The organism is Thioflexithrix psekupsensis (genome assembly GCF_002149925.1).
Classification (GTDB): Bacteria; Pseudomonadota; Gammaproteobacteria; order Beggiatoales; family Beggiatoaceae; genus Thioflexithrix; species Thioflexithrix psekupsensis.
The window spans coordinates 434844-459755 of sequence record NZ_MSLT01000023.1 but is presented as its reverse complement, the minus strand read 5'-3'; the positions used below and the strand labels follow the sequence as shown (position 1 = coordinate 459755).

Genomic DNA, 24912 nt, shown 5'->3' with positions numbered 1-24912 from the left:
TTTGTTTTTATTAAAAAAATGAATCCCCCCACATCGTTAGAATTATTAAATTCGTTTCAAGCGTCAGAAAAAAACGCCGCGGTTATTTTTGATTTAATTCGTCAACAATTACTTGATTTATCACAACGCAATCCGTTAATTCATTATCGCAAACGGGCTAGAACATTAAGCATTAATCCGTTTGATTTTGAATGGTTAATGGACTATTTAGTGGCGAAAGAACAGCGTGTTGCATTATGCAGTCGAGATGTGACATTAAATGTTGATTCTATACCGTGTTTAACGGTTGATTTAGACATTTCAACCTTGCATTATCGCACGGTGCAATTGCGACGACAAACCCGTGCTTTATTGGAAGAAACGGGGACACATTGTTTATATTTAGCTTTGGGTTTTTTAAATTATTCGCTTGAAAAAGATGCGCCTTATTTGCAAGCTCCGTTATTATTAATTCCTGTTTTATTACAGCGTCAATCTCATGCGCAGGGAGAATATTATGAATTATTTTATGAAGGATCGGCAGTTGAATTAAACCGTTCTTTACAAGAAAAATTAATTCGTGATTTTAATATTGCTTTGCCAATCTGGGATGAAAATGAATCCCTGCTAGATTGGTTTTCTCGTCTTAAATCTTTGCTGGTTTCTCAAACACATTGGACAATTGAATTAAGTGCGACATTAGATTTATTTAATTTTGCGCGCTGGTCAATGTATCATGATTTAAATCCCAGTCATTGGTCAACTATTCATCATGAGATATTAGCCCGATTATTAAAAATAGAAAACACGGATTCTAAAGAATCTAACATTTCTTCTTCTCATTTTCAGCTTAAATCATTTACAGAAGAATTGCCTTTAGTATTAAGTGCAGATCATTCGCAATATACCGTGATTGAACGAGTATTGCGACAAGGGCATTCTTTGGTCATTGAAGGGCCGCCCGGCACGGGAAAATCGCACACCATTGCCAATTTAATTGCGACTGCATTAGCGATGGATAAAACGGTTTTATTTGTGGCTGAGAAACAAGCGGCATTAAATGTGGTGCAAGCCCGTTTGCAACAATTGGGATTGGCTGATTTTTGTCTGGCATTGCATCATTCTGATACGCAAAAAATTCCTATTTATCAATCTTTAGCACAACGTTTAAAACAAACGCCCGAAGAAAATTTTAAAATCACTTCTATTTCGGTGCTAAATCAACAAAAGAAATTATTAGATTATGGGCGATTATTGGCGCAGCCGATTGGTTTATGTGATCAGCCGTGTTATCAGGTGATTTGGGAATTAGAGCAATTACAACAACGTTTAATTAAACCCGCGTTATATTTATCGCATGTGGATTTGCGCGATTTAACCTGTGCGCAATTGCCTGAATTAGAGCAGCAATTGCAGGCTTTTATTGTGCATTATCAAAGTTTATCGCCGCAATTATTACATGATTGGGTGGGGTTTATTCCTAAACACAATGAAACTGTTTTATTAAAAGAAATATTAACCCATTTAATTGATGCGCTCAAGCCGTTACTTCATTCTTTAGAAGCATTGCAGGTGAATCATCAATGGGATTTACCTTTGCAATTTGATCAATTGCCTATTTTAACCGTTGAAGCCTTAGAATTATTATCACAATGTCCTGCGGGCTTAACGGCAACATTAGCGCGAGGTTTATCTGAATCGAATGTATTGGCGCAATTAGAACAGGCTTTAATGCAGCATCAGCAAGCCCAGCAATGGCAAACGCAGGCTAATCAATTGTTGGGAACGGATGATATTGCCAGCCATGATTTACAAGATATTTGTGCGTCGTTAATTGCGCTGGATTTAGGGGATTATTCGCCTGTTTATTTGCAAAAATTAAATGAATTATTAGGGTTTTATACGCCTATTTTAAATCAATTGGAAAAAGCTGAATTTGAAAAAGGATGGCAGACTTATCAATTGTTGTTTTTACTCACTCAAGCCCCTGATCATTTAACCGTTTATCATCATCCTGAGCATAGCGATGCCAATGCCTTGCTATTATGGCAAAAAGCGAAAGCAGAATATGATTATTTTTACGCGCCCATTAAAACCGCTAAACGCTGGTTAAAACAGGTTAAAAAATATCGTTATTATTGGCAAAAGTGGAAAAATAAAACGGGTTCTGATTTAAGCGATAATGCACTTGATTATAAAGTTTTTTTTGGTGATTATTTTCGCCATCACAATACTGATTGGGCGGGATTATTGGCCTTAATTGAGTGGAGTCAGCAATTACGACATATTGTAGGCGATAATGCCGCTAAACAGTATTTAGCGCAAACAAATCCCATTCAAGCCATTCAAACTGATTTAAGTTTTCATCAAGGCTTATGGTGGCAATTATTACATTTGGCTACATCATTGCGGCTTTTACCTGAAAAACCCAGCCGTGAAGCCTTATCAGAATTGCCGCAGAAATGGCAGAATTATCGTTTATTATTTACCCAAACCACGCAGAAATTTTCTCAATATTCTCAACGGCTGCGTTATTATCCATTACGCACTTTATTAATGGCGTTGCAACAGAGAGAACAAGCCGCTTATTGCAATTTATTAAATCAAACTTGGTTGGCCGCGCATTTTGCAGAAGCCGCCGATCAAGTCACGCAACAGCCTGAATTAATGGTATTTTATGGCAAATGGTTAGCGCAAATTCGTCCGTTATTATCCCCCGAGATTTATCAATGGTTATTGCATGATCCTGAATTGCATAGTGGGCTTTTATCTCGTTTGCATTTTCAGCGAGAATCTTTTGCCCAGCAATTACCTATTATACAAAATGAATTGCAACAATTAGGTGATTTAGAATGGCCAATTTGGCTGCCTTTGTCGGTCGATTTGCATCAATTATTATTGTGTTTAGAACGGCGTTTAAATAGCTTATCCGATTGGTCGCATTATTTAAATTTATCGCAATTTAAACAGCATCTGAAAAAAGCAGGATTAAATGATATTATTGCCGCAGTCATTCAGCAACGCATTAGCCCAGCGCAAGCGATTTTACATTGGCGATATGAATTGCGTTATTATGCTTTGCGGGAACATTTGCGGGAACATCCTTGGTTGGGAACATTAAGTGTTCATGAATTTACCCATTTAAGAGATACTTTTACTGCACAAGATACTTTAAAATATGTGCATTCTCAACGGCAATTACGACAATTTTTATTGCAAAAAACCATTCCACAAGGACACGGTTCTGGGCGGGTGTCTGAATTTACAGAATTGTTTTTAATTGCGCATGAATTAAATAAAAAACAACGTCATTTACCGTTGCGGCAATTAATTCAACGCGCAGGACAGGCTTTACAGGCCTTACAGCCGTGTTTTTTAATGAGTCCTTTATCAGTAGCGCAACATTTACCCGTTCAGGCTTTAGAATTTGATGTGTTGATTATTGATGAGGCTTCACAAGTGCGGCCGTATGAGGCATTAGGCGCGTTATTACGCGCAAAACAGCATGTGATTGTGGGGGATTCTCGCCAATTGCCGCCGACTCGTTTTTTTGAGCGATTAACGGAATTAGATCATTCTGATAATCAAACTTTAACTTCTGAATTAGAATCAGAATTAAATATAGAGAAAGAAGACGCGCAAATTTTTAATACACAAGAATCTATTTTAGATGCCGCAAAACAAATTTATTCCAGCGAACAATTAATGTGGCATTATCGCTCGGCGCATGAAAGTTTAATTGCTTTTGCAAATGCAGAATTTTATGATAATCGCTTGTTAATTATTCCTGCGCCTTTTGCGCGACATGTGGATTATGGTGTGCAACGTCATTATTTTTCTCAAGCCCTTTATCGCAAAGGACAAAACGAAGTCGAAGCCCGCGCCATTGTCGCTGCCATTCAACAACATTGTCGAGAACATCCACGCCGTTCTTTAGCGGTGATTACTTTTAATTTACCTCAATCTTATTTAATAACTGATTTATTAGATCAAGCCGTTGCCGAAGATCAAGTTTTAGCCGATTGGTTAAAGATACAAGATATTTCTCCCGAATCTTTCTTTATTAAAAACTTAGAAAACAGTCAAGGAGATGAACGCGATGTGATTTATTTATCTACTGTTTATGGCAAGAATGAAGAGGGGAAATGTCAGCCTTATTTTGGCCCTTTGGCGACGGAAATAGGTTGGCGACGGTTAAATGTGGTGATTACCCGTGCCAGAATGCAATTTCAAGTGTTTACTTCCTTAAAATCGTCTGATATTCGCTTAACGGAGCAATCGCGGCGTGGGTTAAGGGCTTTGTCGGCGTGGCTGCATTCGATTGAAGTCTCGCCATCGGTTCTCACTGCCGACATGACCAGTGACGTGGGAAGGGATCAAGCCTTTGTTGATGCAATTTCTAATTTATTGATTAAACAAGGTTATTTAGTTGAAACGCATGTGGGCGTGGGACAATTTCGTGTGCCTGTTGCGGTATGTGATACTAAAGACAATGCGCATTATGTTCTAGGTATTTTGTATGATGGTTCACATTATCACCAATTGCCCAGCGTATCAGAACGGGAGCGTCTGCGTGAACAGGTGTTAATTGCTAAAGGCTGGCGACTTCATACAATACATTCTTTACTGTGGTTTAAAGCGCGACAACAAGCCATTGATGAATTATTAAATGCCGTTAAATTAGCGGTGGAAATATCGGCTTGAATCAGAATTAATGAGTGGTTTTCTGATTTTTTCTTTTTCAGAACAAATAAATTTTGTCAATTTTTTAAAATACAAATTCACACCTTATTTTTTCAAAATTGTCTCTGTTTTTTCAGGCATGATTAAACGCTTATTTTAATAAATCCACTTATTCCCTACCGACTTTTTCCAATAACCACTATTATTGTAATAACACCACTGAAAATTCGATTGTCATAGTATGGCAATAGACGGCGTGGTGTTAAACTATTCACTTCGATCACCATCAGTCGAAATTATAGATACTTTCCTGTCCATGCGAATGTCAAACAGTCGAAATATCGTCACCATTTTTTTTGAAAGTGTCGGAACTTATTTTTTTTAATATAAAAATCAATTGATTGCCAGAAAAACTCTGTGGATTAATGATGGCAATCCAATTGAATCTCAGAGCCTTATCACCTCACGCATCCCTTGCGTGTCATTCAAATAGGAGTAATCTCATGCGCGAAGAAATGCTTAAAGCCACCCTCAGCAAACTCAACGGCACTTCGGCTGAAATCGAAGCCTCAGCGGTGATTTCAACGGATGGTCTGATTATGGCGGCCTTGTTGCCCAGTTCGATGGACGAAGATCGGGTGGGGGCAATGGCGGCGGCGATGTTGTCGTTGGGCGAGCGCACTTCAGACGAATTGGGGCGTGGTGAATTAGAACAAGTGTTAATCAAAGGACGCAACGGCTATGTCGTCATGACCCATGCTGGCCCCGATACTGTAGTCAGTGTGGTGGCGAAGTCAACCGCTAAGTTAGGTTTGATCTTTCTTGATCTAAAACGAGCAGCCGAGGAAATTGAAAAATTGATTTAAAACAATCAATTATAATTTACTCTGCTTTTATTGCTGCCGCTACTTTAGGAGTTACATCATGGTTGCTAAGGCATTTTTCATGATGCGTTTGAACGATCACGTTCAGTATTTAAAAAAAATGGATGCCACCTTGAAAGGTAAAGATAACTTTGTGGGTATGGATCATTGTTCCTGTAAATTAGGAAAATGGCTTTATAATGAAGGAGTTAGTGAAGTAGAATCCCTCACAGACCCCCGTGCCAAAGTGGTATTTGATAGTTTATTTGAACCCCACGAGCGTTTTCACACAGTGGGTCAAGAAGCCTTGGCCAAAAAAGCCGCGGGAGATGAGACAGGTGCGCAAGCCGCGTTGACGGAACTACATACTTTGTCTAACACCCTAGCCAATAAATTGCTTGAATTAGATAAAATGAAATAATCATTTATTTCAATTGGTTGTGAGCTTGATTGGAGTGTATTTTTTTGATCAAGCTCACTGTGAGTTGATTTCGTAAATATGGACTGTTTTTTGCCCATTAGACAGTATTTCCCACTGGGTTTATTTCCACATTATGAGTACCGAAAATAAAAAAGTTATCTCTGTTGCCGCAGTGGGCATGGATCAGCAAGGTCGCCAATTATTAATGATGGTTTTTTCAGGACCAGCAAAAGGTCATTATCAATTAATTGATGCCGTTGAAAAGGCCGATATGGTGATTTTTGATCGCGATCATTGGCAGGCAGATAAGCTGTGGCAACACTATCGAGAACAACACCCCCATTTGCCGACGATTATTTTTTCTTTAACGCCCCTAGAAAGCCATGATATTGTGGTGCAAAAACCATTGAGTGTGGCTAATTTATTAAATGCGTTAAAAAAAGCAGAACAAATGCCCACGACCACTTCTATTTCTACAGTCGCCGCGGAAAAAAATAAAGTGCGCTTGGCAACCGATATTGCCGTAGAAACGCGAGAAGAAGCCTTTCATGAATTCTGCGGTCATGCGCCTGATATTAGTCCTGATAATTCGGTAGAAAACCACCGTTTATTTTATCAACCTGAAAAATATTTACAAGGTTGTTTACAACAACAGTTATTATTGGCAAAAAAGAAAACGGATATTAATGGTATTTTATTTACTAATTTATCTGAACCGTTAATTTTATTACCGAAGTTAAATAAAGTGTGTTATGGCGCAGGTTTTAATGACAGTAAATTGCATACAATGGCTTCATTGCCCATGCAGTGCCATCCATCGCGTATTGAGCATTTCGGACAAACGCAAACAGAGCTTTATTTAAAACAACATCGTTTAATTGAAAGTTCTTTGGAATTATTATTGTGGAAAATGAGTTTATGGACGGCTCGTGGACGTTTACCACAAGATACCGATTTGAATAGTCCGATTGTTTTAACACGTTGGCCGAATTTTACCCGACTCGTAGTAACACCTTATGCGTTACAAATTGCGGCATTATGGATGGAAAAACCATTGTCTTTATTGGCGACGGGGGAATTGTTGCAAATTTATCAACGTTATGTTTTCTCTTTTTACAGTGCCGCACACAGTATTGGTTTAGCCTCTGCTGAAAATGGTAATAATCATTATAATAATCGTCACAATAATCAACCTGCTCAACATCAAAAACGGGGTTTATTAAGACGTTTATTAGCCCACATTACGGGATAATTGTCATGAATAATTATAAATTAATTTTCACAGGGCCATCAGGTGCGGGGAAATCAACGGCGATTGCGGCATTAAGTGATATTCCTGTGGTCACCACAGAAGCTAAAGATACCGATCCAGAGCGCAATCGCAATAAATATAAAACCACCATTACTGTGGCATTGGATTATGGGGTGATTAAATTACCCAGTAAAGATAAAATTCATTTGTACGGAACACCGGGGCAAGAGCGTTTTAATTTTATGTGGGAATTGCTGACTGAGGGGGGATTGGGATTAATTTTATTAATTGATAATGCCCGCGATCAACCGATAGCTGATTTAAATTTTTTCTTAGAAGCATTTCGTGATTTTATTCATAAAACTAAAGTGGCCATTGGTGTGACGCGCATGGACATCAATCCCAAACCCAATTTAGAAGAATATCACTTGGCATTGCAAGCACATGGACTCAATCCGCCCTTGTTTGAGGTGGATGCGCGGCGGCGGGAAGATGTTAGTTTGTTGTTGCAAGCCCTGCTGTATACTCTTGATCCCTGTTTACATCAAGCCGAACTCGGATCGGCTGATCGTAGCTCCTGAAAAATGGCATATAATGACCATTGAAATAAGCAAAAAAGACAGGAGACGACAATGGAACAAGTCCCATTCACCCGCAAAAACCTGCCATTTTATTTAGAAATTTATAACCAACACAGTGGCGAATTATTAGGTTATTTAGGCGATATTTCTGCGGAACAAATTGTGATATTAAGCGATCATGCTTTGCCATTAGATCAAGTCATTGATTTAAATATTCGCCTGCCCGATTTAGAAGAATTTACCGAAGCAGGATTAGAAGTCCGCGTAGAAACGCAATGGGACAGTCCAGATGCCGATCCAAAATGGCATTGTACGGGATGTTTATTGGTGGACATTGCGCCAGAAGATGAACCTATTATTGATCAAATTCAAGAGGCTTTGGAAATAGGGCGTTAATTCGGAATTTCTCAGTATCTTTTCAAGATAAGCGGCACTATTTTTTTGACAGCTTGATTCATCGAATCGTAGAAATGTCTGAAAATTTGCCTGATAGTTGTAAAACTAAAGTGGCAAACAACCTTGTAATGACACAGCCTAGGGGTGTAAATCTTCTGGCCAGAGAAGGTAGCTGCCATATTTTGGGCTTTTGCGGAATTCGCCACCGGCTTGTTTGCTTTTTTGGGTAATAAAATTCAGCCCGTCGCGGGGTTCAAGATAGCCTGCTTGGATTAATTTTTCTAACAATTCTGGTGTTTTTAAACCCAGTTTTTGCGCCAATTTAGACGTGGTTAATTTATTGGGGCTGGATTCATCGCTGTTTTGGGGAGAAATCTCTACTTCTTTTTCTACCGTTTCTACAGAAATGCGAATTTCGTCGCTAATTCTAATAATGCGTTGGGCTTCTTCATAAGTTTCATTGTACAATTGCGTGTCTTCTGAACGTTGGACAAGAACGCCCATTTCATTATTATTCACTTGGCTGAATTCGTATAAATTCAGACTGGTAATAATGCAGGTTTCTTCATTAAGATAACATTTGGCATGAAGGTTTTTACAAAAGCTGGTGCGCAGATAAGTTAAATCTTTTAACCACTTAATTTCTTCGGGCTGCAATTCGTTTTTACCATAAACCACGCGCACATCTATTTTAAGACGATTCTTATCTTCGAGTAACTCCTTAATTTTATCGTTCAGCCGCAAAAAAGGGCTAATTAGAATCAGCCGATCTTTTGCGTTTTTAATCAGTTCTTCAAGAAAATAATTGGTTGCGCTGGTATTGAGAAATTTAGCCATAGTTTATTCATTCCGAATGGGGTAATTTAAGTGGTTTATGGATTCAGAGATGTGTTAGATAATTCAGCAAAACACAAAAAATACAAAACACCCCCCTATTGTAACAGACAAGATAAGGTGGTCAACTGCAATTATTGCAACACAAAAAGAGCGCGGTATGCCTTGCTGTTAGAAGAACATTACCGCGCTGCTTGTTGTTTCATACTCAATTCACCACCAATGGTAAGGTGAATGTCATCCATTAGATACGATTTAAGTTTCCTGCCTACCGACGCGAGGCCGTTGCCGCACGCAACAAATTACGTGTATTGTCACCCACTGGCAAACTGTAATCGTAAGAAGACATAATAATGTTGTCTTGCGCTCGGATCAGTTTAGTGGTGACATACACTACTTCTTTACTCGCCCCATAAGTGCCAGCCACTAAAGCGTACGCATCATGGTGGCGACTGATGTCTTGCAACTCACGCGACAACAAATATTCGCCTTCGCTGGAATAAGCGTTGCCTTTGGTAAAAATAGTGTCGGTGCGCACTTTGACCTCGATCACTTTGTAACCATGTTGTGCCAGACGCGATCCCACTTGCTCGGCTACCATTCTCCCAAAAGTCGAAGAACGTTGTACATCATCAATGTCCACAAAACTCGCCACCAAAATAGGACGACTTTGGTATAACTGCAATTGAGGCGCGTTTTTGACTAACGCATCCGCGGCTTGATAACTGGCTTTCACTAAGTCCGCATCGCGGATTTCCTTCTTATTAGAAACCAGACCACAACCACTTAACACCAGTAAACTGGGAAGAATTAACCACCGTGTCCACTTATTCATTGATTAACCACCTGATAGACTTTGCCGGGTTGCTCATAAAAATCAAAATCAATGGCGCGGGTATAAAAAACATCTTCACTGCTGAAAATATATTGCGGCCCCATCGTGACTGCCGTTGATACAATCACCTCGCCATAAGGCACACGACTGGGTGCGCAATTAAAACAAACCCGTCCCCCACGTCTGACTTCGCTGTAAGGTGAGGCATGTTCAACCACTTGGGCTTTTACGTCCATAATTAATGTATCGGCATATTGTGTGTCTGTCACCACATTAATGCCTTGTTGTAATAAACGAGTACGTAATTGCGAGTGTAGCCCATTGAGAAAAGGAATTTTTTCCGAATCTACGGTATGGCGTAAAAAAACGGCAGGACGAATTGCGCCATCAACAAACGTCAAATCAAGGGTTTGCCGCAGTTGTACCGCGATGTGTTCAGCCAAAACATCCCAGTGATAAGCCGAGAGTAATTCTTGCTGAGTGGTGTAAGCGTGATGGGTCGGCGCAGGAAACGAACGACAGCCCGACACGGCAAATAAAGCAATGAGTAGCATCAATGCGTAGGGTTTCATAACCAAAGTCCTCAGACCAATTGTTTTTTGATGGAGTCGTCACGGTAAAGCGGAAAGGTCTCTTGTTTATTCAACCACATTTCTGGCAAGGATGCGAGTTTTTTTTATATTTTGCAAGGACTAACAGTGTTAATTTAATGTGTTTTATCATGACATGAGGGTGTCAAAGCCGCGCCCGACACCCAAGAACCGGCAGGAATCCCGCCACAATGGGAAAAAATCAATTTCCGGGCAGTTCTAAATAATCTTGATCATCGTCTTCGTGTTCGTTTTCAGAATCACCTTCTTCAGGTAATTCCATGATTTGAATGATATGCCGTTTATTCACGATATGGGGTTGACGGCCATTGTCGGTGACGACGATAAAATCTTTTTTCAGATTATTAAAAACATCAGACAAACGGGTGTCTCGTTCAATAATCATTGTGCCTTGTAAATGCGCGCCATTACTGATTTGAATGGACACGTGAACTTTTTTACGGGTGAGTGTCATGGTTGTTGCCTCAGAGCGAATGCAAGCGATGTCATCTTATTGTGGGCTATGTCAGTTTATCATCTGAATAGCGGTGACCAGTCGCTGCAAACACCGTGCCTTGCCAATTAACCAAGCGGTTAAGTCAATCGACGGCGACACCGTCCCTCCCGTGATGGCCACGCGCAGTGGTTGCGCCACTTTGCCCATTTTTAAACCTTGTTCAGCGGCCACGCGCTCAATGCGTTGATGAAGGGTTGTCACTTGCCATTCAGCCTCAGTTAAACTGGCCAACGCATCGTGTAAGGCTTGCAACACTGGCTTAATCTCCGCTTTCAAATGTTTTTCCACAGACTGCGAATCGTGGCGAACTTCTTGATAAAAATAGCGGCTATTTTCTGCCATTTCTTTTAACGTTTTGGCGCGTTCGGCTTGTGCTTTAATGAGTTCGGCTAAAGCAGGCCCTTGTGCAGTGTCAATGTTGAGTTGATCAAAATGCCATTGCAAGTGAGGAATAATCTTTTCTGGCGGTAAGGTTTTCAAGTAATGTTGATTTAACCACAGTAATTTTTCAGGATTAAATTTAGAAGGGGCAACATTGACTTGTTTTAAATCAAATAAAGCAATTAATTCTTCTAAAGAAAAAATTTCTTGATCCCCATGCGACCAGCCCAAACGCGCTAAATAATTCAACAAAGCTTCGGGTAAATAGCCTTCATCTCGATAATTCATTACACTGACCGCACCATGCCGTTTGGATAACCGCTGGCCATCGTGACCTAAGATCATGGGTAAATGAGCATATTGCGGAACAGGCGCGCCCAGTGCTTGTAAGATATTGATTTGCCGTGGAGTATTATTGACATGATCATCGCCACGAATCACATGCGTTATCCCCATGTCCCAATCATCAACCACAACGGTAAAATTATAAGTCGGTGTACCATCGGCGCGAGCGATAATGAGATCGTCTAATTCTTCATTACTGACGCGAATTGTTCCCTTAATTAAATCGTGAAACACCACGTCACCGACCAATGGATTTTTAAAGCGCACCACAGGTTGACTGTCCGCGGGCGGAGAATCTTGACGATCTCGCCAATAACCATCGTAACGGGGTTTTTCCCCTTTAGTCATTTGTTCATGACGCAATTGTTCTAATTCTTCTTTAGAACGATAGCAATAATAGGCTTTATTTTCCGCTAATAATTGTTGAATCACTTCTTGATAACGCGCCATGCGTTGCATTTGAAAAAAAGGCCCTTCATCGTGATATAAACCACACCAAGTCATGCCTTCTAAAATGGCTTGAACTGCGGCTTCACTGGAGCGTTCTTGATCAGTGTCTTCAATGCGGAGGATAAATTGCCCGTGCTGTTGTCTGGCATATAACCATGAAAATAAAGCGGTGCGCACGCCACCAATATGTAAATAACCGGTTGGACTGGGGGCAAAGCGAGTTCGGACTGTCATGCCAATTCCATTGTTGTTGAGTAAATGAAAATTGTCTGAATCTACACATTTCGATTCAGACAATTCAGATGGTTAAAAACAATTGCAAAAAAGGGAAGAAAATGCCCTAATAAATTGCAGTCACACGCCAAGACCAATCTTGTAATGTGAGTTCAACAAAAGTTGGATTTTCGCCCAATTTGCCTTTACGCACCACAAAACGAGTGGGCGATTCAAAAAAAGCATAATCCATTGATCCCCACAAAGTTGGGTCTGTGGCAGTGCCTTGTAATTGTTGCCGCACCCAATTGACATCCACATATTGTTCTACTGCCATTCCGCCCAGATTACCGATATTTTGCAGCACATTGCCCAAAATACCATTGGCTTGAACACCGGTACTATTTACCGTGGTTTGGATATTTTTTTCCAATTGGGCTTGATAAGTTTTGCGAATAGACTCCATATCCAACATACTTTCTAAAGCTGGAGATTGAGGCGCAGCCGCTGCACCGCTTAGACGATAAACGTTAATGTAAGGCCAAGCCAAAAAAAATAGTAAAGCAAACCCAATTAAAGAACTAATAATTCTCATCGTAGACTCCTAAAAAATGAAATAAAAATAAAAAAATACCCTAACTCAATTGCAGTGATTGCTTCCAAAAAGATAAGCCTTTTTAGCCTATCGTTGCGTTCTAAGTCTCTTCTAATTCTTCCAACATTTCAGTCACATCAAGCCATTCCGTTTCCAAACTTTCTAATTGTTGACTAATTTCCATTTGTTGACGGACATAACTCGCTGATTTCTCTGGAATCGTATAAACAGCAGGATCGGCCAATGCCGTTTCAATCTTCTGTTTTTCTTCACTTAATCGATCCAATTGTTTTTCTAATTGTTTTAAGCGATTTTGTAGGGGTTTACGTTGTTGTCTTTGTGTATTAAGCTGTTTTTTTTCTTCTTTGGTGACAACGGGGCTATTTTGGCTTTTTTCGGCGCGTTCAGCGGCACGGTGCGCCAACAACCATTGTTTGTAATCTTCTAAATCACCCTCAAAAGGTTTCACTGCATTTTGTGCAATTAACCACAATTGATCCGTTGTGGTGCGCAGTAAATGCCGATCATGAGAAACCACCACCAAAGCCCCTTGAAAATTTTGCAATGCCAGCGTTAAAGCGTGACGCATTTCTAAATCTAAATGGTTGGTCGGTTCATCTAATAATAATAAATTCGGCTTTTGCCACACCAATAACGCTAAAACTAAACGCGCTTTCTCACCACCAGAAAAAGGAGCCACGGGAGATAAGGCTTGATCCCCAATAAAACCAAAGCCCCCTAAAAATTGACGTATGCTCTGTTCTGTCGCATGAGGCGATAAACGTTGCACATGCAAGGCTGGTGAGGCTTGCGCGTCTAATTGTTCCAACTGATGTTGGGCAAAATAACCGATTTTTAAATGTTCGCCACAAATTTGTTCTCCCGTTTGTGGCGTTAATTCACGCGCTAATAAACGAATAAAAGTTGATTTTCCCGCACCATTCGGCCCAAGTAAACCCATTCGATCTCCGGGATGAATGCGGAAATTAATTTTTCGTAAAATAGTGGTCTGACCATAACCGACATCACTATGATTTAAAGCAATTAATAAAGGTGAGCTTTTCTCTGGCGGAAAAAAATCAAAATGAAAAGGAGAATCCACATGTGCCGCAGAAATTAATTCCATGCGTTCTAAGGCTTTTAAACGACTTTGGGCTTGTTTGGCTTTTGAGGCTTTATAACGAAAACGATCCACAAAATGCTGAATATGTGCCATTTCGCGTTGTTGTTTTTCATAACTGGCTTGTTGTAGGGCGAGTTTTTCAGCGCGTTGTCGTTCAAAACTGGCGTAATTACCTGTGTATAAAATAATTTTTTGTTGTTCAATGTGGGCGATGTGGCTTACCACATTGTCTAAAAAGTCCCGATCATGCGAAATTAATAACAAAGTTCCTGTATAACACGCCAACCATTGTTCAAACCACAACACCGCATCTAAATCTAAATGGTTAGTCGGTTCATCTAACAATAACAAATCCGAGCGACACATTAAGGCTTGTGCCAAATTTAACCGCATTCGCCAACCACCAGAAAAAGTATCCACCGGCTGCCATTCGCTGCCGACGGTAAACCCTAAACCGTGTAACAATTGCGCCGCCCGCGCCGTCGCCGTATAACCGCCGATGCTGTCATAACGGGCATGTAATTCCGCGACTTTCATGCCGTCGTGATCATGTTCGGCTTGTTTTAGGGCTTGTTCTAATTGGTGTAATTCCTGATCGCCTTGCAACACGTAATCTAACGCAGGAATGGATAAAGCAGGTGTTTCTTGGGCCACATGAGCGATGGTGTATTGACTGGGCAGTTCTAATTCCCCTTGTTCTACATGTAATTCTCCGCGTAACAAGGCGAATAAACTGGATTTACCACACCCATTCGCGCCAATAAATCCTACTTTTTGCCCGGCAAAAACGGTTAAATCAACCGCATCTAGTAACACCCGCTGTCCACGTTGTAGGCTAATTTGGCGCAATTTGATCATGCTTATTTCTCTTTTTTTTAACAATATCTTCGCCACTACCGAGCAATTTTTGTTGTTGTGTTGTGGAGAAGCGTGGGGATTGGCGTAGGATTGCGAAAATAAAATTCGGATCGAGGGACTGTTGCAAGGCACTTTAAAAGTCGTTCTAATTTACTCGCCCGTTCTGCTAATTTTGACCACATCAAGTATATCTTGAACATCAAAAGGTAATGATACACTTTTTGCTTTTGATTTTAGTACAAACACGGCTTTATTTTTATTAGTTTCTGCTACTTTAAAATTACCATGTGGCGGGTTTAAATTTATCATCATTTAAAATGACAGCGATTTCACCTTTCTGGGCAATGACAAAAAAACCTTTTCTGTACGCATATTTTGCCACATCCTCTGGTATCACCATCGCGGCGACTGCGCCATAGGCTTTTTTGTCTGCATATTCAGGGAATAACGGCTTGAATTTATTCATGCGTTCAATATGTTCATTGACATCGTCAATATCCAGTTTACTTTTTACTTCAATCAAGGCACACACTTCGCCATTAATGAGCAGCAAATCAATCTGTGTGGCTAAATCTAATTCTGGATTATTCGCACTGACATCGCTGAAGGTTTTATGCACCAAAATGCCGCGTTCTTGAAACAAGCGAGCCACCGAAGGCTTGATTAAACCCTCGACAAACTCACCCAAACGATTGCCCAACTCCCCAATTTTTTTATCGGTTTCTCTGAATTTACGGTCAGTTTCCTGAAATTTACGGTCGGTCTCCTTAAATTGACGATCCGTTTCCTGAAATTTACGGTCAGTTTCCTTAAATTGACGATCCGTTTCCTGAAATTTACGGTCAGTCTCCTTAAATTGACGATCCGTTTCCTGAAATTTACGGTCAGTTTCCTTAAATTGACGATCCGTTTCCTGAAATTTACGGTCGGTTTCCTTAAATTGACGATCCGTTTCCTGAAATTTACGGTCGGTTTCCTTAAATTGACGATCCGTTTCCTGAAATTTACGGTCAGTCTCCTTAAATTGACGATCCGTTTCCTGAAATAAACGCCAAATATCTTCTAATGTTGGCGCGGGAGTATCGTGAATGTTCATGCTATTTATCCTCTTTTCTCATTGATCATCCAAGTCGTTCTTTTTACCAAGAATAAACCCGTTCTAAAATGATTGCTTCGTTACTTTAGATTGTAGCAGTTAGCCCATTGAAAAGTATAGCATTCTATCTATAGCACTTTTTACACTAACTGCTTTTTTATCCACTCCCCATAAACATCAGTCGGTTGAAAAAATCTTAAAAATTGGACACAAGCACTTTTCTAAGATTCCAACAAATTCTGCACAATACGATATTCGGCCGAACGGGCGTGAGCGGTGAGACCCTCAGCATGTGCCAGTGTGGAGGCAATTTTTCCCAATCGGTTCGCGCCGTCTTCAGAACAGTAAATGATCGAGGAACGTTTTTGAAAATCGTAAACACCTAATGGAGAAGAAAAACGAGCCGTGCGCGATGTAGGTAACACATGATTCGCCCCCGCACAATAATCTCCTAAAGCCTCTGCGGTATAACGTCCCATGAAAATCGCCCCAGCATGACGAATTTTTCCTAACCACGTTTTAGGTTCATTCACCGACAGTTCTAAATGCTCTGGTGCAATAAAATTCGACACTTCTATCGCTTGTTCTAAACTTTCGACATGAATCAACGCCCCGCGTTGCGCAATCGAAGTTTTAATAATTTCCGCTCTGGGCATTTGTGACAACAATTGAGTCATACTTTGCTGTACGGCATCTAAAAAAGCCGCATCGGGACTCACCAGAATCGATTGCGCTTGTTCATCGTGTTCTGCTTGAGAAAATAAATCCATCGCAATCCAATCGGGATCCGTTTCGCCATCACAAATAATTAAAATCTCCGAAGGCCCCGCGATCATATCAATCCCCACCGCACCAAACACCATACTTTTAGCCGTGGCCACATAAATATTGCCAGGACCGACAATTTTATCCACTTTAGGCACAGTTGCCGTACCATAAGCCAACGCCGCCACCGCCTGCGCACCACCAATACTAAAAACTTTATCCACGCCAGCCAACATGGCCGCAGCCAACACCATATTATTTAACAAACCATCAGGCGCAGGCACCACCATAATAATTTCAGCCACCCCAGCGACTTTAGCGGGAATCGCATTCATCAACACAGAAGAGGGATAAGCGGCTTTTCCGCCAGGTACATACAAACCTGCCCGATCTAAAGCAGTCACTTGCTGCCCTAAAACAGTGCCGTCCGCTTCAGTGTATTGCCATGATTCTTGTTTTTGGCGTAAATGGTAATCTCGAATACGTTCGGCGGCTTGTTCTAAGGCGCGGCGTTGATTCTTGTCTAAGCTTGATAAGGCTTGTTGTAATCGTTCTGTGGGAATGATTAACTCTTGAATGTCTGACACCTCGCGCCGATCAAAACGCTTGGTATAATCAACCAATGCCCCATCACCTTGCTGGCGTACCGTGCGAATAATGTCGCGCACAGACAGCATGACTTGTTCATCTGCTACACTATCCCAAGCCAATAAGGTGTTGAGTTGAATCCAAAAATCATTATCTAATGCGTTAAGTCTTCTTATTTCAATCATTACGCTAAACCTCGTTTCATGAGTGCTAGAAAAAGAGCGATGCGATGTACTGCCCTATTACAGTGCATTCATCATAACGCATTCACGATACTGATCCCATTTTTTTATTAAAAAGTAGCACAAATGAAAAGCCATTGGTGATGAGTTGGGAACAGGTTAATTAGCCTATTCCCATTGAAAACAAGAAATTAGCGGCGTACATCCACCATTAACACGGCTTCGCCTTCTAAAACGGTGGTGCTGCCGACTTTACACACGGTTTCCAAGACGACGCGCCGTTTTTCCGCGATAATGTCTTTCACCGTGGCAATAGCGACTACGGTATCACCGATACGCACGGGGGCTTTAAATTTTAATTGTTGGCTGACATAAATCGCACCCGGACCGGGTAATTTTGTACCCAATACGGTAGAAATTAAACTGGCCGTCAACATACCGTGAGCAATTCGCCCTTTAAATAAGGTTTGTTCAGCGAATTCTTGATTAATATGCACGGGATTAGTATCACCAGAAACGCCCGCGAATAAAACAATGTCCGCATCGGTGATGGTTTTGGCATAACGTTCGGATAAACCAACGGATAAATCTTCTAAATAATAGCCGTGTAATTCACTCATATTCAATGGACTCTATCTGATAAAAAGGTGGATTTTCATTATAACGCAACCTGATGAACATACGAGGTCAATTCGATGTCCCGGTTAAAAAACTTAAAAAATTTGTTATTTTTTCTCGCTCTCTTATTTTATTCTCCTTTGATTACATCGCAAGCGATTGATCTACCCGATATTGGTTTATCGGCTGATGCCATTTTATCTCCACAAGATGGGCGAGAAATGGGAGAATATTTTTTACGCGAATTGCGCAAACAACGTTTATTATTACAAGATGTATTAATAGACGATTATTTAAATTCTTTGGGACAATATTTAGTGTCGTTTAGCAAAGATCAACAATCGCGTTTTTATTTTTTTACCGTCAATGATCAGAACATTAATGCGTTTGCGCATTTAGGCGGTTATATTGGCATGAATGCGGGACTTATTTTAAAAACCCAAACCGAATCGGAATTAGCCAGTGTATTTGCGCATGAAATTGCTCACGTGGTGCAGCGTCACACGGTGCGCACCCACGAGGCACAAAGCAAAATGGCGGTGCCACGTATCGTGGCGATGTTGTTGGCAGGATTGGCTGCTTCTACCGCGAATTCGGATGTGGCCAACGCCAGTGCGGTGGTCAGTCAGGCATTAGACATACAAAATTTTATCAATTACACCCGCTTGCACGAAAAAGAAGCGGACAGTATTGGAATGCAAATTTTAGGGGATGCGGGTTTTGATCCGCGTGGAATGCCGCGGTTTTTTGAAGCCTTACAAAGTGCTTACCGCTATCAAGCGGGAGAAATTCCTGATTTTCTGCGCACGCATCCTGTTACTGTAGAACGAATTGCCGAAGGTTACGCCAGAGCCGATCAATATCCGCCCAGTGCGCCGCGTGAAGACAATTTATTATTTCATTTAATGCGTGCCAGATTATTAGTGCTGACCACTGCAAATAAATCGTTATTATTAAGCCAGTTAAAAGAAGCCTTAGACACCAAAAATTATCGCACCGAAGCAGCCGTACATTATGCTTTGGCTTTAACGTTACTGCATTTGCATCAAGCCAAAGCCGCACAAATCCATCTTGAATGGTTGCAAAAACATGATATGGATCGGGTGGCTTATCAATTATTGTCTATTGAAATTCACCGTGAATTAGGAGATATGAAAACCGCTTTAGCCCAAGCACAATCTGCTTTACGTCTTCATCCGAATGATCAGTTATTAACCTTGACTTATGCGCGTTTATTAATGTCTGTTGATGAGGCGCAGGAAGCCAGACAAATATTGTATCAATTCAGAGGACGTGATAAAAATTCAGATTATTATCGTTTATTAGCAGAAATTCATAGCCGTTTAAATCAGCCAGTGAGTTCTCGTTTAAATCTTACCGAATTTTATTATTTAAATGGTGATTTAGAAACGGCAATTATTCAACTCAAAGAAGCCCAACGATTAACCACCAGTGAAGATTACTACCTCAGTACGCGAGTGGATGCCCGTTTACAACAACTGGAATTGGAGTTAAAACAGATTAAAGAAGATAATAAAAATTTTTAATCTCCCTTGTGATCACTGTTTTTTTACAAGAGATTGAAAGGGGATTGAGCCATTATTTTGCGACAGTGAGTTGCTAATCTGGGCGTAACTGCTAAAATGCTGGCCACTGGGTTGTTGTGACCGCGTTGTGCGTTAAAATACAATATGATGATTCATTAAAAATACGCAACAAACCAGCACCGCATTGATTTTAAATATGATAAACAATAATGTGTTAATCTATTGTCTATTCACCTGTTTGTCATCATGATCAAATGGGGATATGGTTGCTTTATTTAGGATTCGGAGACTATTTTCATGAGTGAACTGATCGTCGAAGTCACTGATGCGACTTTTGAATCAGAAGTGATTCAGGCGGGTGTGCCGGTACTGGTTGATTATTGGGCAGAGTGGTGTGGGCCGTGCAAAAGCATTGCGCCTATTCTGGAGGAGATTGCCGCAGATTACGATGGTAAGTTGAAAGTGGCTAAAGTGAATATCGATGACAACCAAGACACCCCGACTCGCTACGGCATTCGTGGTATTCCAACCTTAATGTTATTCAAAGGCGGCAGTGTGGTGGCCACCAAAGTCGGTTCTTTGGGCAAATCGCAATTGGCCGCTTTTATCGACACCAATCTGTAAATGACAGCATGGTGTTAAATGTCCACAGTCGTGAAAAAATAACACTTGTCATGTTGTCCGATTGTGGATATAATGCGCGTCTCGCTTGGAGAAGTGGGTGAGTGGCTGAAACCAGCTCCCTGCTAAGGAGCCGTACCTAAATACGGGTACCGAGGGTTCGAATCCCTCCTTCTCCGCCATTGATTCTGAGAATTCTATTAAGAAATGATCCCCCCTGCCTTAATACGGGATTTCAGAACAGTCTACAAATTAACGCGCCCGTAGCTCAGCTGGATTAGAGTACCTGGCTACGAACCAGGCGGTCGGGAGTTCGAACCTCTCCGGGCGCGCCATTTTTCTCGTCAGTTTAGTACAATTCATTTCTTGACACACGCGCCCGTAGCTCAGCTGGATTAGAGTACCTGGCTACGAACCAGGCGGTCGGGAGTTCGAACCTCTCCGGGCGCGCCATTTCTTCTTTCTTTCCCTAGTCAATATCGTTCCGGATCAGAATTTCCAGAATCTCAGAGCCTATACAAGAACTCTATTTATAGCTAAAAATTGTAGAGGTTCTTTCATATTTTTTTGGTCGTATAATAATACTTTTTAAACTAGATATTAAAACTTAATTTGTTTTTATATCTCACATAATTTTGGTCTATCATTGGTTTTATTTCTTTGTATCAGGGTCATCGCTAATGCAAAACCACCGCAAAGCAAAATATATCAATCCATTCACCGATTTTGGGTTTAAGAAACTATTTGGTGAAGAGGCGAATAAACATTTATTAATTGATTTTCTGAATCAGCTTTTACCCGCGAAACATCAAATACAGGATTTGTTTTATAAAAAAGGTGAGCAACTGGGTTCTGGCGAATTAGACCGTAAAGCGATTTTTGATTTGTATTGTGAGAGCCAAGACGGTCATAAATTCATTGTTGAGTTGCAAAAAGCCAAACAGAACTTTTTCAAAGATCGTAGCGTTTTCTACGCCACCTTTCCCATTAGAGAACAGGCCGAACGTGGCGAATGGGATTACCAATTACAGCCTGTATATTGCATTGCATTATTAGATTTCGTGTTTGATGATCATAAAAATGGAGAGCATTATTTGCAAAATATTCAGTTGCGTAATGACGTTTGTGAAATATTTTACGATAAATTGACTTTCATTTTCATTGAAATGCCCCGCTTTAAGAAAAAGCTTGAGGAATTACAAACACATTTTGACAAATGGTTGTACTTTATCAAACACTTAGAAGACTTTGATGATATTCCCACTGATTTAAGAGAAGAGGTCTTTGAACAAGCATTTAGGGTGGCTGAAATCGCACGGTTCAATCATCAACAATTTGAGGATTACGAAAACTCGCTTAAATATTATCGTGACTTAAAAAACGTCATTGATACCGCTGTTCAAGAAGCGGTACAAGAAGCTACAGTAAAAGCTGAACAGCGTGGGGTTGAGAAAGGTATTGAAATTGGGGTTGAGAAAGGCATTGAAATTGGAGTTGAAAAAGGTAAAGAGCAAGAGAAATTAGAGCGTATTCAATTGGCTTTGCAACAAGGTTTTTCTGTGGAACAAATCGCCAAATTATTTGGTGTAGATGAAAGTGAGGTGAATCGCTTGAAAAATGAATAAAGAAAAACCCTAGTTTTATTTCTTGGCATTAATAAGAGAGTCATCGCTAATGCAAAACCACCGCAAAGCAAAATATATCAATCCATTCACTGATTTTGGGTTTAAGAAACTATTTGGTGAAGAAGCGAATAAACATTTGTTAATTGATTTTCTGAATCAGCTTTTACCCGCGAAACATCAAATACAGGATTTGTTTTATAAAAAGGGTGAGCAACTGGGTTCTGGTGAATTAGACCGTAAAGCGATTTTTGATTTGTATTGTGAGAGCCAAGACGGTCATAAATTCATTGTTGAGTTGCAAAAGGCCAAACAGAACTTTTTCAAAGATCGTAGCGTTTTCTACGCGACCTTTCCCATTAGAGAACAGGCCGAACGGGGCGAATGGGATTACCAATTACAGCCTGTATATTGCATTGCATTATTAGATTTCGTGTTTGATGACCATAAAAATGGGGAGCATTATTTACAAAATATTCAGTTGCGTAATGACGTTTGTGAAATATTTTACGATAAATTGACTTTCATTTTCATTGAAATGCCCCGCTTTAAGAAAAAGCTCGATGAGCTACAAACGCATTTTGATAAATGGTTGTACTTTATCAAACACTTAGAAAACCTTAATGATATTCCCACTGATTTAAGAGAAGAGATATTTGAACAAGCCTTTACGGTTGCTGAAATTGCACGCTTTAATCCGCAACAACTTGAAGATTATGAAAACTCGCTTAAATACTATCGTGACTTAAAGAATGTCATTGATACCGCTGTTCAAGAAGCGGTACAAGAAGCCACGTTAGAAGCAGAGCAGCGTGGGGTTGAAAAAGGTATTGAAATTGGGGTTGAGAAAGGCATTGAAATAGGTGAAGAACAAGAGAAACTAAAACGTCTTCAATTAGCTATTCAGCAAGGTTTTTCTGTGGAGCAAATCGCCAAATTATTTGGTGTCGATGAAAGTGAGGTGAGTCGCTTGAAAAATGAATAAAGAAAAACCCTGTTTTATTTTTTGGCATTAATAAGAGAGTCATCGCTAATGCAAAATCACCGCAAAGCAAAATATATCAATCCATTCACTGATTTTGGGTTTAAGAAACTATTTGGTGAAGAAGCGAATAAACATTTGTTAATTGATTTTCTGAATCAGCTGTTACCCGCGAAACATCAAATACAGGATTTGTTTTATAAAAAGGGTGAGCAATTGGGTTCTGGTGAATTAGACCGTAAAGCGATTTTTGATTTGTATTGTGAAAGCCAAGACGGTCATAAATTCATTGTTGAGTTGCAAAAGGCCAAACAGAACTTTTTCAAAGATCGTAGCGTTTTCTACGCGACCTTTCCCATTAGAGAACAGGCCGAACGGGGCGAATGGGATTACCAATTACAGCCTGTATATTGCATTGCATTATTAGATTTCGTGTTTGATGACCATAAAAATGGGGAGCATTATTTACAAAATATTCAGTTGCGTAATGACGTTTGTGAAATATTTTACGATAAATTGACTTTCATTTTCATTGAAATGCCCCGCTTTAAGAAAAAGCTCGATGAGCTACAAACGCATTTTGATAAATGGTTGTACTTTATCAAACACTTAGAAAACCTTAATGATATTCCCACTGATTTAAGAGAAGAGATATTTGAACAAGCCTTTACGGTTGCTGAAATTGCACGCTTTAATCCGCAACAACTTGAAGATTATGAAAACTCGCTTAAATACTATCGTGACTTAAAGAATGTCATTGATACCGCTGTTCAAGAAGCCACACTAGAAGCAGAACAGCGTGGTAGGGAATTAGAGAAATTGGAACGTATTCAATTAGCTTTACAACAAGGTTTTTCTGTGGAGCAAATCGCCAAATTATTTGGTGTCGATGAAAGTGAGGTGAATCGCTTGAAAAGTAGATAAAGAAAAACCCTATTTTATTTCTTGGCATTAATAAGAGAGTCATCGCTGATGCAAAATCACCGCAAAGCAAAATATATCAATCCATTCACTGATTTTGGGTTTAAGAAACTATTTGGTGAAGAAGCGAATAAACATTTGTTAATTGATTTTCTGAATCAGCTTTTACCCGCGAAACATCAAATACAGGATTTGTTTTATAAAAAGAGCGAGCAATTGGGTTCTGGTGAATTAGACCGTAAAGCGATTTTTGATTTGTATTGTGAAAGCCAAGACGGTCATAAATTCATTGTTGAGTTGCAAAAAGCCAAACAGAACTTTTTCAAAGATCGTAGCGTTTTCTATGCGACTTTTCCTATTAGAGAACAGGCCGAACGTGGCGAATGGAATTACCAATTACAACCAGTGTATTGCATTGCATTATTAGATTTCGTGTTTGATGATCATAAAAATGGGGAGCATTATTTGCAAAATATTCAGTTGCGTAATGACGTTTGTGAAATATTTTACGATAAATTGACTTTCATTTTCATTGAAATGCCGCGCTTTAAGAAAAAGCTTGAGGAGCTACAAACGCATTTTGACAAATGGTTGTACTTTATCAAGCACTTAGAGAACTTTGATGATATTCCCGCTGATCTAAGAGAAGAGATATTTGAACAAGCCTTTACGGTTGCTGAAATCGCACGCTTCAGTCATCAACAATTTGAGGATTACGAAAACTCGCTTAAATATTATCGTGACTTAAAAAACGTCATTGATACCGCTGTTCAAGAAGCGGTACAAGAAGCTACAGTAAAAGCTGAACAGCGTGGGGTTGAGAAAGGCATTGAAATTGGAGTTGAGAAAGGTAAGGGGCAAGAGAAATTAGAGCGTATTCAATTGGCTTTGCAACAAGGTTTTTCTGTGGAACAAATCGCCAAATTATTTGGTGTAGATGAAAGTGAGGTGAATCGCTTGTGTTCATCTGTAAATTCTGATTCAGACAAAAAATAAATAATCCAATCAAAGCGCGCCCAAAAAAGCGCGCTTTTCCCCTTAATTAACTCCAATC

At 40.1% G+C, this 24912-nt stretch carries 22 protein-coding genes and 3 tRNA genes; 15 read left to right on the top strand and 10 right to left on the bottom strand.

The genetic code is table 11. The features are described 5' to 3' along the window. The first annotated feature begins 18 nt into the window (after positions 1 to 18). The 6 genes from TPSD3_RS14660 (at position 19) to TPSD3_RS14635 (ending at position 8175) form a co-directional block, all read left to right on the top strand. The gene (locus TPSD3_RS14660; protein ID WP_086489284.1) at positions 19 to 4683 is read left to right on the top strand and encodes a DUF4011 domain-containing protein; all 4665 of its coding nucleotides are present in this window, start codon (positions 19 to 21) and stop codon (positions 4681 to 4683) included. A 482-nt stretch (positions 4684 to 5165) separates the two neighbouring features. Then, entirely contained in the window at positions 5166 to 5528 is a 363-nt protein-coding gene (locus TPSD3_RS14655; protein WP_086489283.1) for a roadblock/LC7 domain-containing protein, read from the top strand. Positions 5529 to 5586: 58 nt separating this feature from the next. After that, positions 5587 to 5946: a CZB domain-containing protein gene (locus tag TPSD3_RS14650; RefSeq protein ID WP_086489282.1), complete on the top strand. Its 360-nt coding sequence runs from the start codon at positions 5587 to 5589 to the stop codon at positions 5944 to 5946. Between the two features lie 133 nt (positions 5947 to 6079). Then, complete coding sequence (locus tag TPSD3_RS14645; RefSeq protein ID WP_086489281.1) at positions 6080 to 7198, top strand: hypothetical protein; 1119 nt, start codon at positions 6080 to 6082, stop codon at positions 7196 to 7198. A 5-nt stretch (positions 7199 to 7203) separates the two neighbouring features. Beyond that, the gene (locus tag TPSD3_RS14640; protein WP_086489280.1) at positions 7204 to 7779 is read left to right on the top strand and encodes a GTP-binding protein; all 576 of its coding nucleotides are present in this window, start codon (positions 7204 to 7206) and stop codon (positions 7777 to 7779) included. Positions 7780 to 7830: 51 nt separating this feature from the next. Then, positions 7831 to 8175 carry a hypothetical protein gene (locus tag TPSD3_RS14635; RefSeq protein WP_086489279.1) on the top strand — a complete coding sequence of 115 codons (345 nt, stop codon included), beginning with the start codon at positions 7831 to 7833 and terminating at the stop codon, positions 8173 to 8175. A 138-nt stretch (positions 8176 to 8313) separates the two neighbouring features. Here TPSD3_RS14635 and TPSD3_RS14630 read toward each other — a convergent pair whose 3' ends face one another. From TPSD3_RS14630 to TPSD3_RS14585, 10 genes are all read right to left on the bottom strand, one after another. Further along, the gene (locus tag TPSD3_RS14630; RefSeq protein WP_086489278.1) at positions 8314 to 9012 is read right to left on the bottom strand and encodes a phospholipase D family protein; all 699 of its coding nucleotides are present in this window, start codon (positions 9010 to 9012) and stop codon (positions 8314 to 8316) included. Positions 9013 to 9277: 265 nt separating this feature from the next. Beyond that, positions 9278 to 9844, bottom strand: a complete 567-nt coding sequence (locus tag TPSD3_RS14625) for a FlgO family outer membrane protein (protein ID WP_086489277.1) — start codon at positions 9842 to 9844, stop codon at positions 9278 to 9280. After that, a complete protein-coding gene (locus TPSD3_RS14620; RefSeq protein WP_086489276.1) occupies positions 9841 to 10416 on the bottom strand; it encodes a hypothetical protein in 576 nt (191 codons plus the stop codon). The genes TPSD3_RS14625 and TPSD3_RS14620 overlap by 4 nt, the downstream gene beginning before the upstream one ends. Positions 10417 to 10636: 220 nt before the next feature. Beyond that, positions 10637 to 10909: a DUF6812 domain-containing protein gene (locus TPSD3_RS14615; protein ID WP_086489275.1), complete on the bottom strand. Its 273-nt coding sequence runs from the start codon at positions 10907 to 10909 to the stop codon at positions 10637 to 10639. Between the two features lie 51 nt (positions 10910 to 10960). Beyond that, entirely contained in the window at positions 10961 to 12361 is a 1401-nt protein-coding gene (gltX, locus tag TPSD3_RS14610) for a glutamate--tRNA ligase (RefSeq protein ID WP_086489274.1), read from the bottom strand. A 106-nt stretch (positions 12362 to 12467) separates the two neighbouring features. Then, positions 12468 to 12935 (bottom strand): DUF2939 domain-containing protein, encoded by a 468-nt coding sequence (locus TPSD3_RS14605; protein WP_086489273.1) that lies wholly within the window; start codon positions 12933 to 12935, stop codon positions 12468 to 12470. 100 nt (positions 12936 to 13035) lie between these two features. Then, positions 13036 to 14916, bottom strand: a complete 1881-nt coding sequence (locus TPSD3_RS14600; protein WP_086489272.1) for an ATP-binding cassette domain-containing protein — start codon at positions 14914 to 14916, stop codon at positions 13036 to 13038. Between the two features lie 280 nt (positions 14917 to 15196). Then, positions 15197 to 16012: a hypothetical protein gene (locus TPSD3_RS14595; RefSeq protein WP_086489271.1), complete on the bottom strand. Its 816-nt coding sequence runs from the start codon at positions 16010 to 16012 to the stop codon at positions 15197 to 15199. Between the two features lie 221 nt (positions 16013 to 16233). Then, positions 16234 to 17550 carry a histidinol dehydrogenase gene (hisD, locus tag TPSD3_RS14590; RefSeq protein ID WP_086489270.1) on the bottom strand — a complete coding sequence of 439 codons (1317 nt, stop codon included), beginning with the start codon at positions 17548 to 17550 and terminating at the stop codon, positions 16234 to 16236. Between the two features lie 188 nt (positions 17551 to 17738). Beyond that, positions 17739 to 18167, bottom strand: coding sequence for a MaoC family dehydratase (locus TPSD3_RS14585; protein WP_086489269.1), 429 nt, complete (start codon positions 18165 to 18167; stop codon positions 17739 to 17741). A 75-nt stretch (positions 18168 to 18242) separates the two neighbouring features. On the opposite strand from TPSD3_RS14585, the gene TPSD3_RS14580 reads away from it, so the two are divergent. The 9 genes from TPSD3_RS14580 to TPSD3_RS14540 all read left to right on the top strand — a co-directional run bounded on the left by TPSD3_RS14580 (position 18243) and on the right by TPSD3_RS14540 (position 24854). Next, positions 18243 to 19712, top strand: a complete 1470-nt coding sequence (locus TPSD3_RS14580) for a M48 family metalloprotease (protein ID WP_086489268.1) — start codon at positions 18243 to 18245, stop codon at positions 19710 to 19712. 297 nt (positions 19713 to 20009) lie between these two features. Further along, a complete protein-coding gene (gene trxA / locus TPSD3_RS14575) occupies positions 20010 to 20336 on the top strand; it encodes a thioredoxin TrxA (protein WP_086489267.1) in 327 nt (108 codons plus the stop codon). Positions 20337 to 20423: 87 nt separating this feature from the next. Then, positions 20424 to 20515, top strand: a tRNA-Ser gene (locus TPSD3_RS14570). 75 nt (positions 20516 to 20590) lie between these two features. Beyond that, positions 20591 to 20668, top strand: a tRNA-Arg gene (locus tag TPSD3_RS14565). A 40-nt stretch (positions 20669 to 20708) separates the two neighbouring features. Then, a tRNA-Arg gene (locus TPSD3_RS14560) sits at positions 20709 to 20786 on the top strand. 227 nt (positions 20787 to 21013) lie between these two features. Then, complete coding sequence (locus TPSD3_RS14555; RefSeq protein ID WP_086489266.1) at positions 21014 to 21958, top strand: Rpn family recombination-promoting nuclease/putative transposase; 945 nt, start codon at positions 21014 to 21016, stop codon at positions 21956 to 21958. Between the two features lie 49 nt (positions 21959 to 22007). Then, positions 22008 to 22940, top strand: a complete 933-nt coding sequence (locus TPSD3_RS14550; RefSeq protein ID WP_086489265.1) for an Rpn family recombination-promoting nuclease/putative transposase — start codon at positions 22008 to 22010, stop codon at positions 22938 to 22940. 48 nt (positions 22941 to 22988) lie between these two features. Next, positions 22989 to 23861, top strand: coding sequence for an Rpn family recombination-promoting nuclease/putative transposase (locus tag TPSD3_RS14545; protein ID WP_086489264.1), 873 nt, complete (start codon positions 22989 to 22991; stop codon positions 23859 to 23861). A gap of 48 nt (positions 23862 to 23909) precedes the next feature. Beyond that, complete coding sequence (locus TPSD3_RS14540; RefSeq protein WP_086489263.1) at positions 23910 to 24854, top strand: Rpn family recombination-promoting nuclease/putative transposase; 945 nt, start codon at positions 23910 to 23912, stop codon at positions 24852 to 24854. Positions 24855 to 24912: the final 58 nt, after the last annotated feature.

Coding starts and splice junctions, on each gene's coding strand:
- TPSD3_RS14605 (WP_086489273.1), bottom strand. CDS start 12,935: ATGAGAATTATTAGTTCTTTAATTGGGTTTGCTTTACTATTTTTTTTG.
- TPSD3_RS14630 (WP_086489278.1), bottom strand. CDS start 9,012: ATGGCTAAATTTCTCAATACCAGCGCAACCAATTATTTTCTTGAAGAA.
- TPSD3_RS14620 (WP_086489276.1), bottom strand. CDS start 10,416: ATGAAACCCTACGCATTGATGCTACTCATTGCTTTATTTGCCGTGTCG.
- gltX (WP_086489274.1), bottom strand. CDS start 12,361: ATGACAGTCCGAACTCGCTTTGCCCCCAGTCCAACCGGTTATTTACAT.
- TPSD3_RS14555 (WP_086489266.1), top strand. CDS start 21,014: ATGCAAAACCACCGCAAAGCAAAATATATCAATCCATTCACCGATTTT.
- TPSD3_RS14580 (WP_086489268.1), top strand. CDS start 18,243: ATGTCCCGGTTAAAAAACTTAAAAAATTTGTTATTTTTTCTCGCTCTC.
- hisD (WP_086489270.1), bottom strand. CDS start 17,550: ATGATTGAAATAAGAAGACTTAACGCATTAGATAATGATTTTTGGATT.
- TPSD3_RS14660 (WP_086489284.1), top strand. CDS start 19: ATGAATCCCCCCACATCGTTAGAATTATTAAATTCGTTTCAAGCGTCA.
- TPSD3_RS14625 (WP_086489277.1), bottom strand. CDS start 9,844: ATGAATAAGTGGACACGGTGGTTAATTCTTCCCAGTTTACTGGTGTTA.
- TPSD3_RS14655 (WP_086489283.1), top strand. CDS start 5,166: ATGCGCGAAGAAATGCTTAAAGCCACCCTCAGCAAACTCAACGGCACT.
- TPSD3_RS14640 (WP_086489280.1), top strand. CDS start 7,204: ATGAATAATTATAAATTAATTTTCACAGGGCCATCAGGTGCGGGGAAA.
- TPSD3_RS14645 (WP_086489281.1), top strand. CDS start 6,080: ATGAGTACCGAAAATAAAAAAGTTATCTCTGTTGCCGCAGTGGGCATG.
- TPSD3_RS14650 (WP_086489282.1), top strand. CDS start 5,587: ATGGTTGCTAAGGCATTTTTCATGATGCGTTTGAACGATCACGTTCAG.
- TPSD3_RS14615 (WP_086489275.1), bottom strand. CDS start 10,909: ATGACACTCACCCGTAAAAAAGTTCACGTGTCCATTCAAATCAGTAAT.
- TPSD3_RS14600 (WP_086489272.1), bottom strand. CDS start 14,916: ATGATCAAATTGCGCCAAATTAGCCTACAACGTGGACAGCGGGTGTTA.
- TPSD3_RS14595 (WP_086489271.1), bottom strand. CDS start 16,012: ATGAACATTCACGATACTCCCGCGCCAACATTAGAAGATATTTGGCGT.
- TPSD3_RS14550 (WP_086489265.1), top strand. CDS start 22,008: ATGCAAAACCACCGCAAAGCAAAATATATCAATCCATTCACTGATTTT.
- TPSD3_RS14585 (WP_086489269.1), bottom strand. CDS start 18,167: ATGAGTGAATTACACGGCTATTATTTAGAAGATTTATCCGTTGGTTTA.
- TPSD3_RS14545 (WP_086489264.1), top strand. CDS start 22,989: ATGCAAAATCACCGCAAAGCAAAATATATCAATCCATTCACTGATTTT.
- trxA (WP_086489267.1), top strand. CDS start 20,010: ATGAGTGAACTGATCGTCGAAGTCACTGATGCGACTTTTGAATCAGAA.
- TPSD3_RS14635 (WP_086489279.1), top strand. CDS start 7,831: ATGGAACAAGTCCCATTCACCCGCAAAAACCTGCCATTTTATTTAGAA.
- TPSD3_RS14540 (WP_086489263.1), top strand. CDS start 23,910: ATGCAAAATCACCGCAAAGCAAAATATATCAATCCATTCACTGATTTT.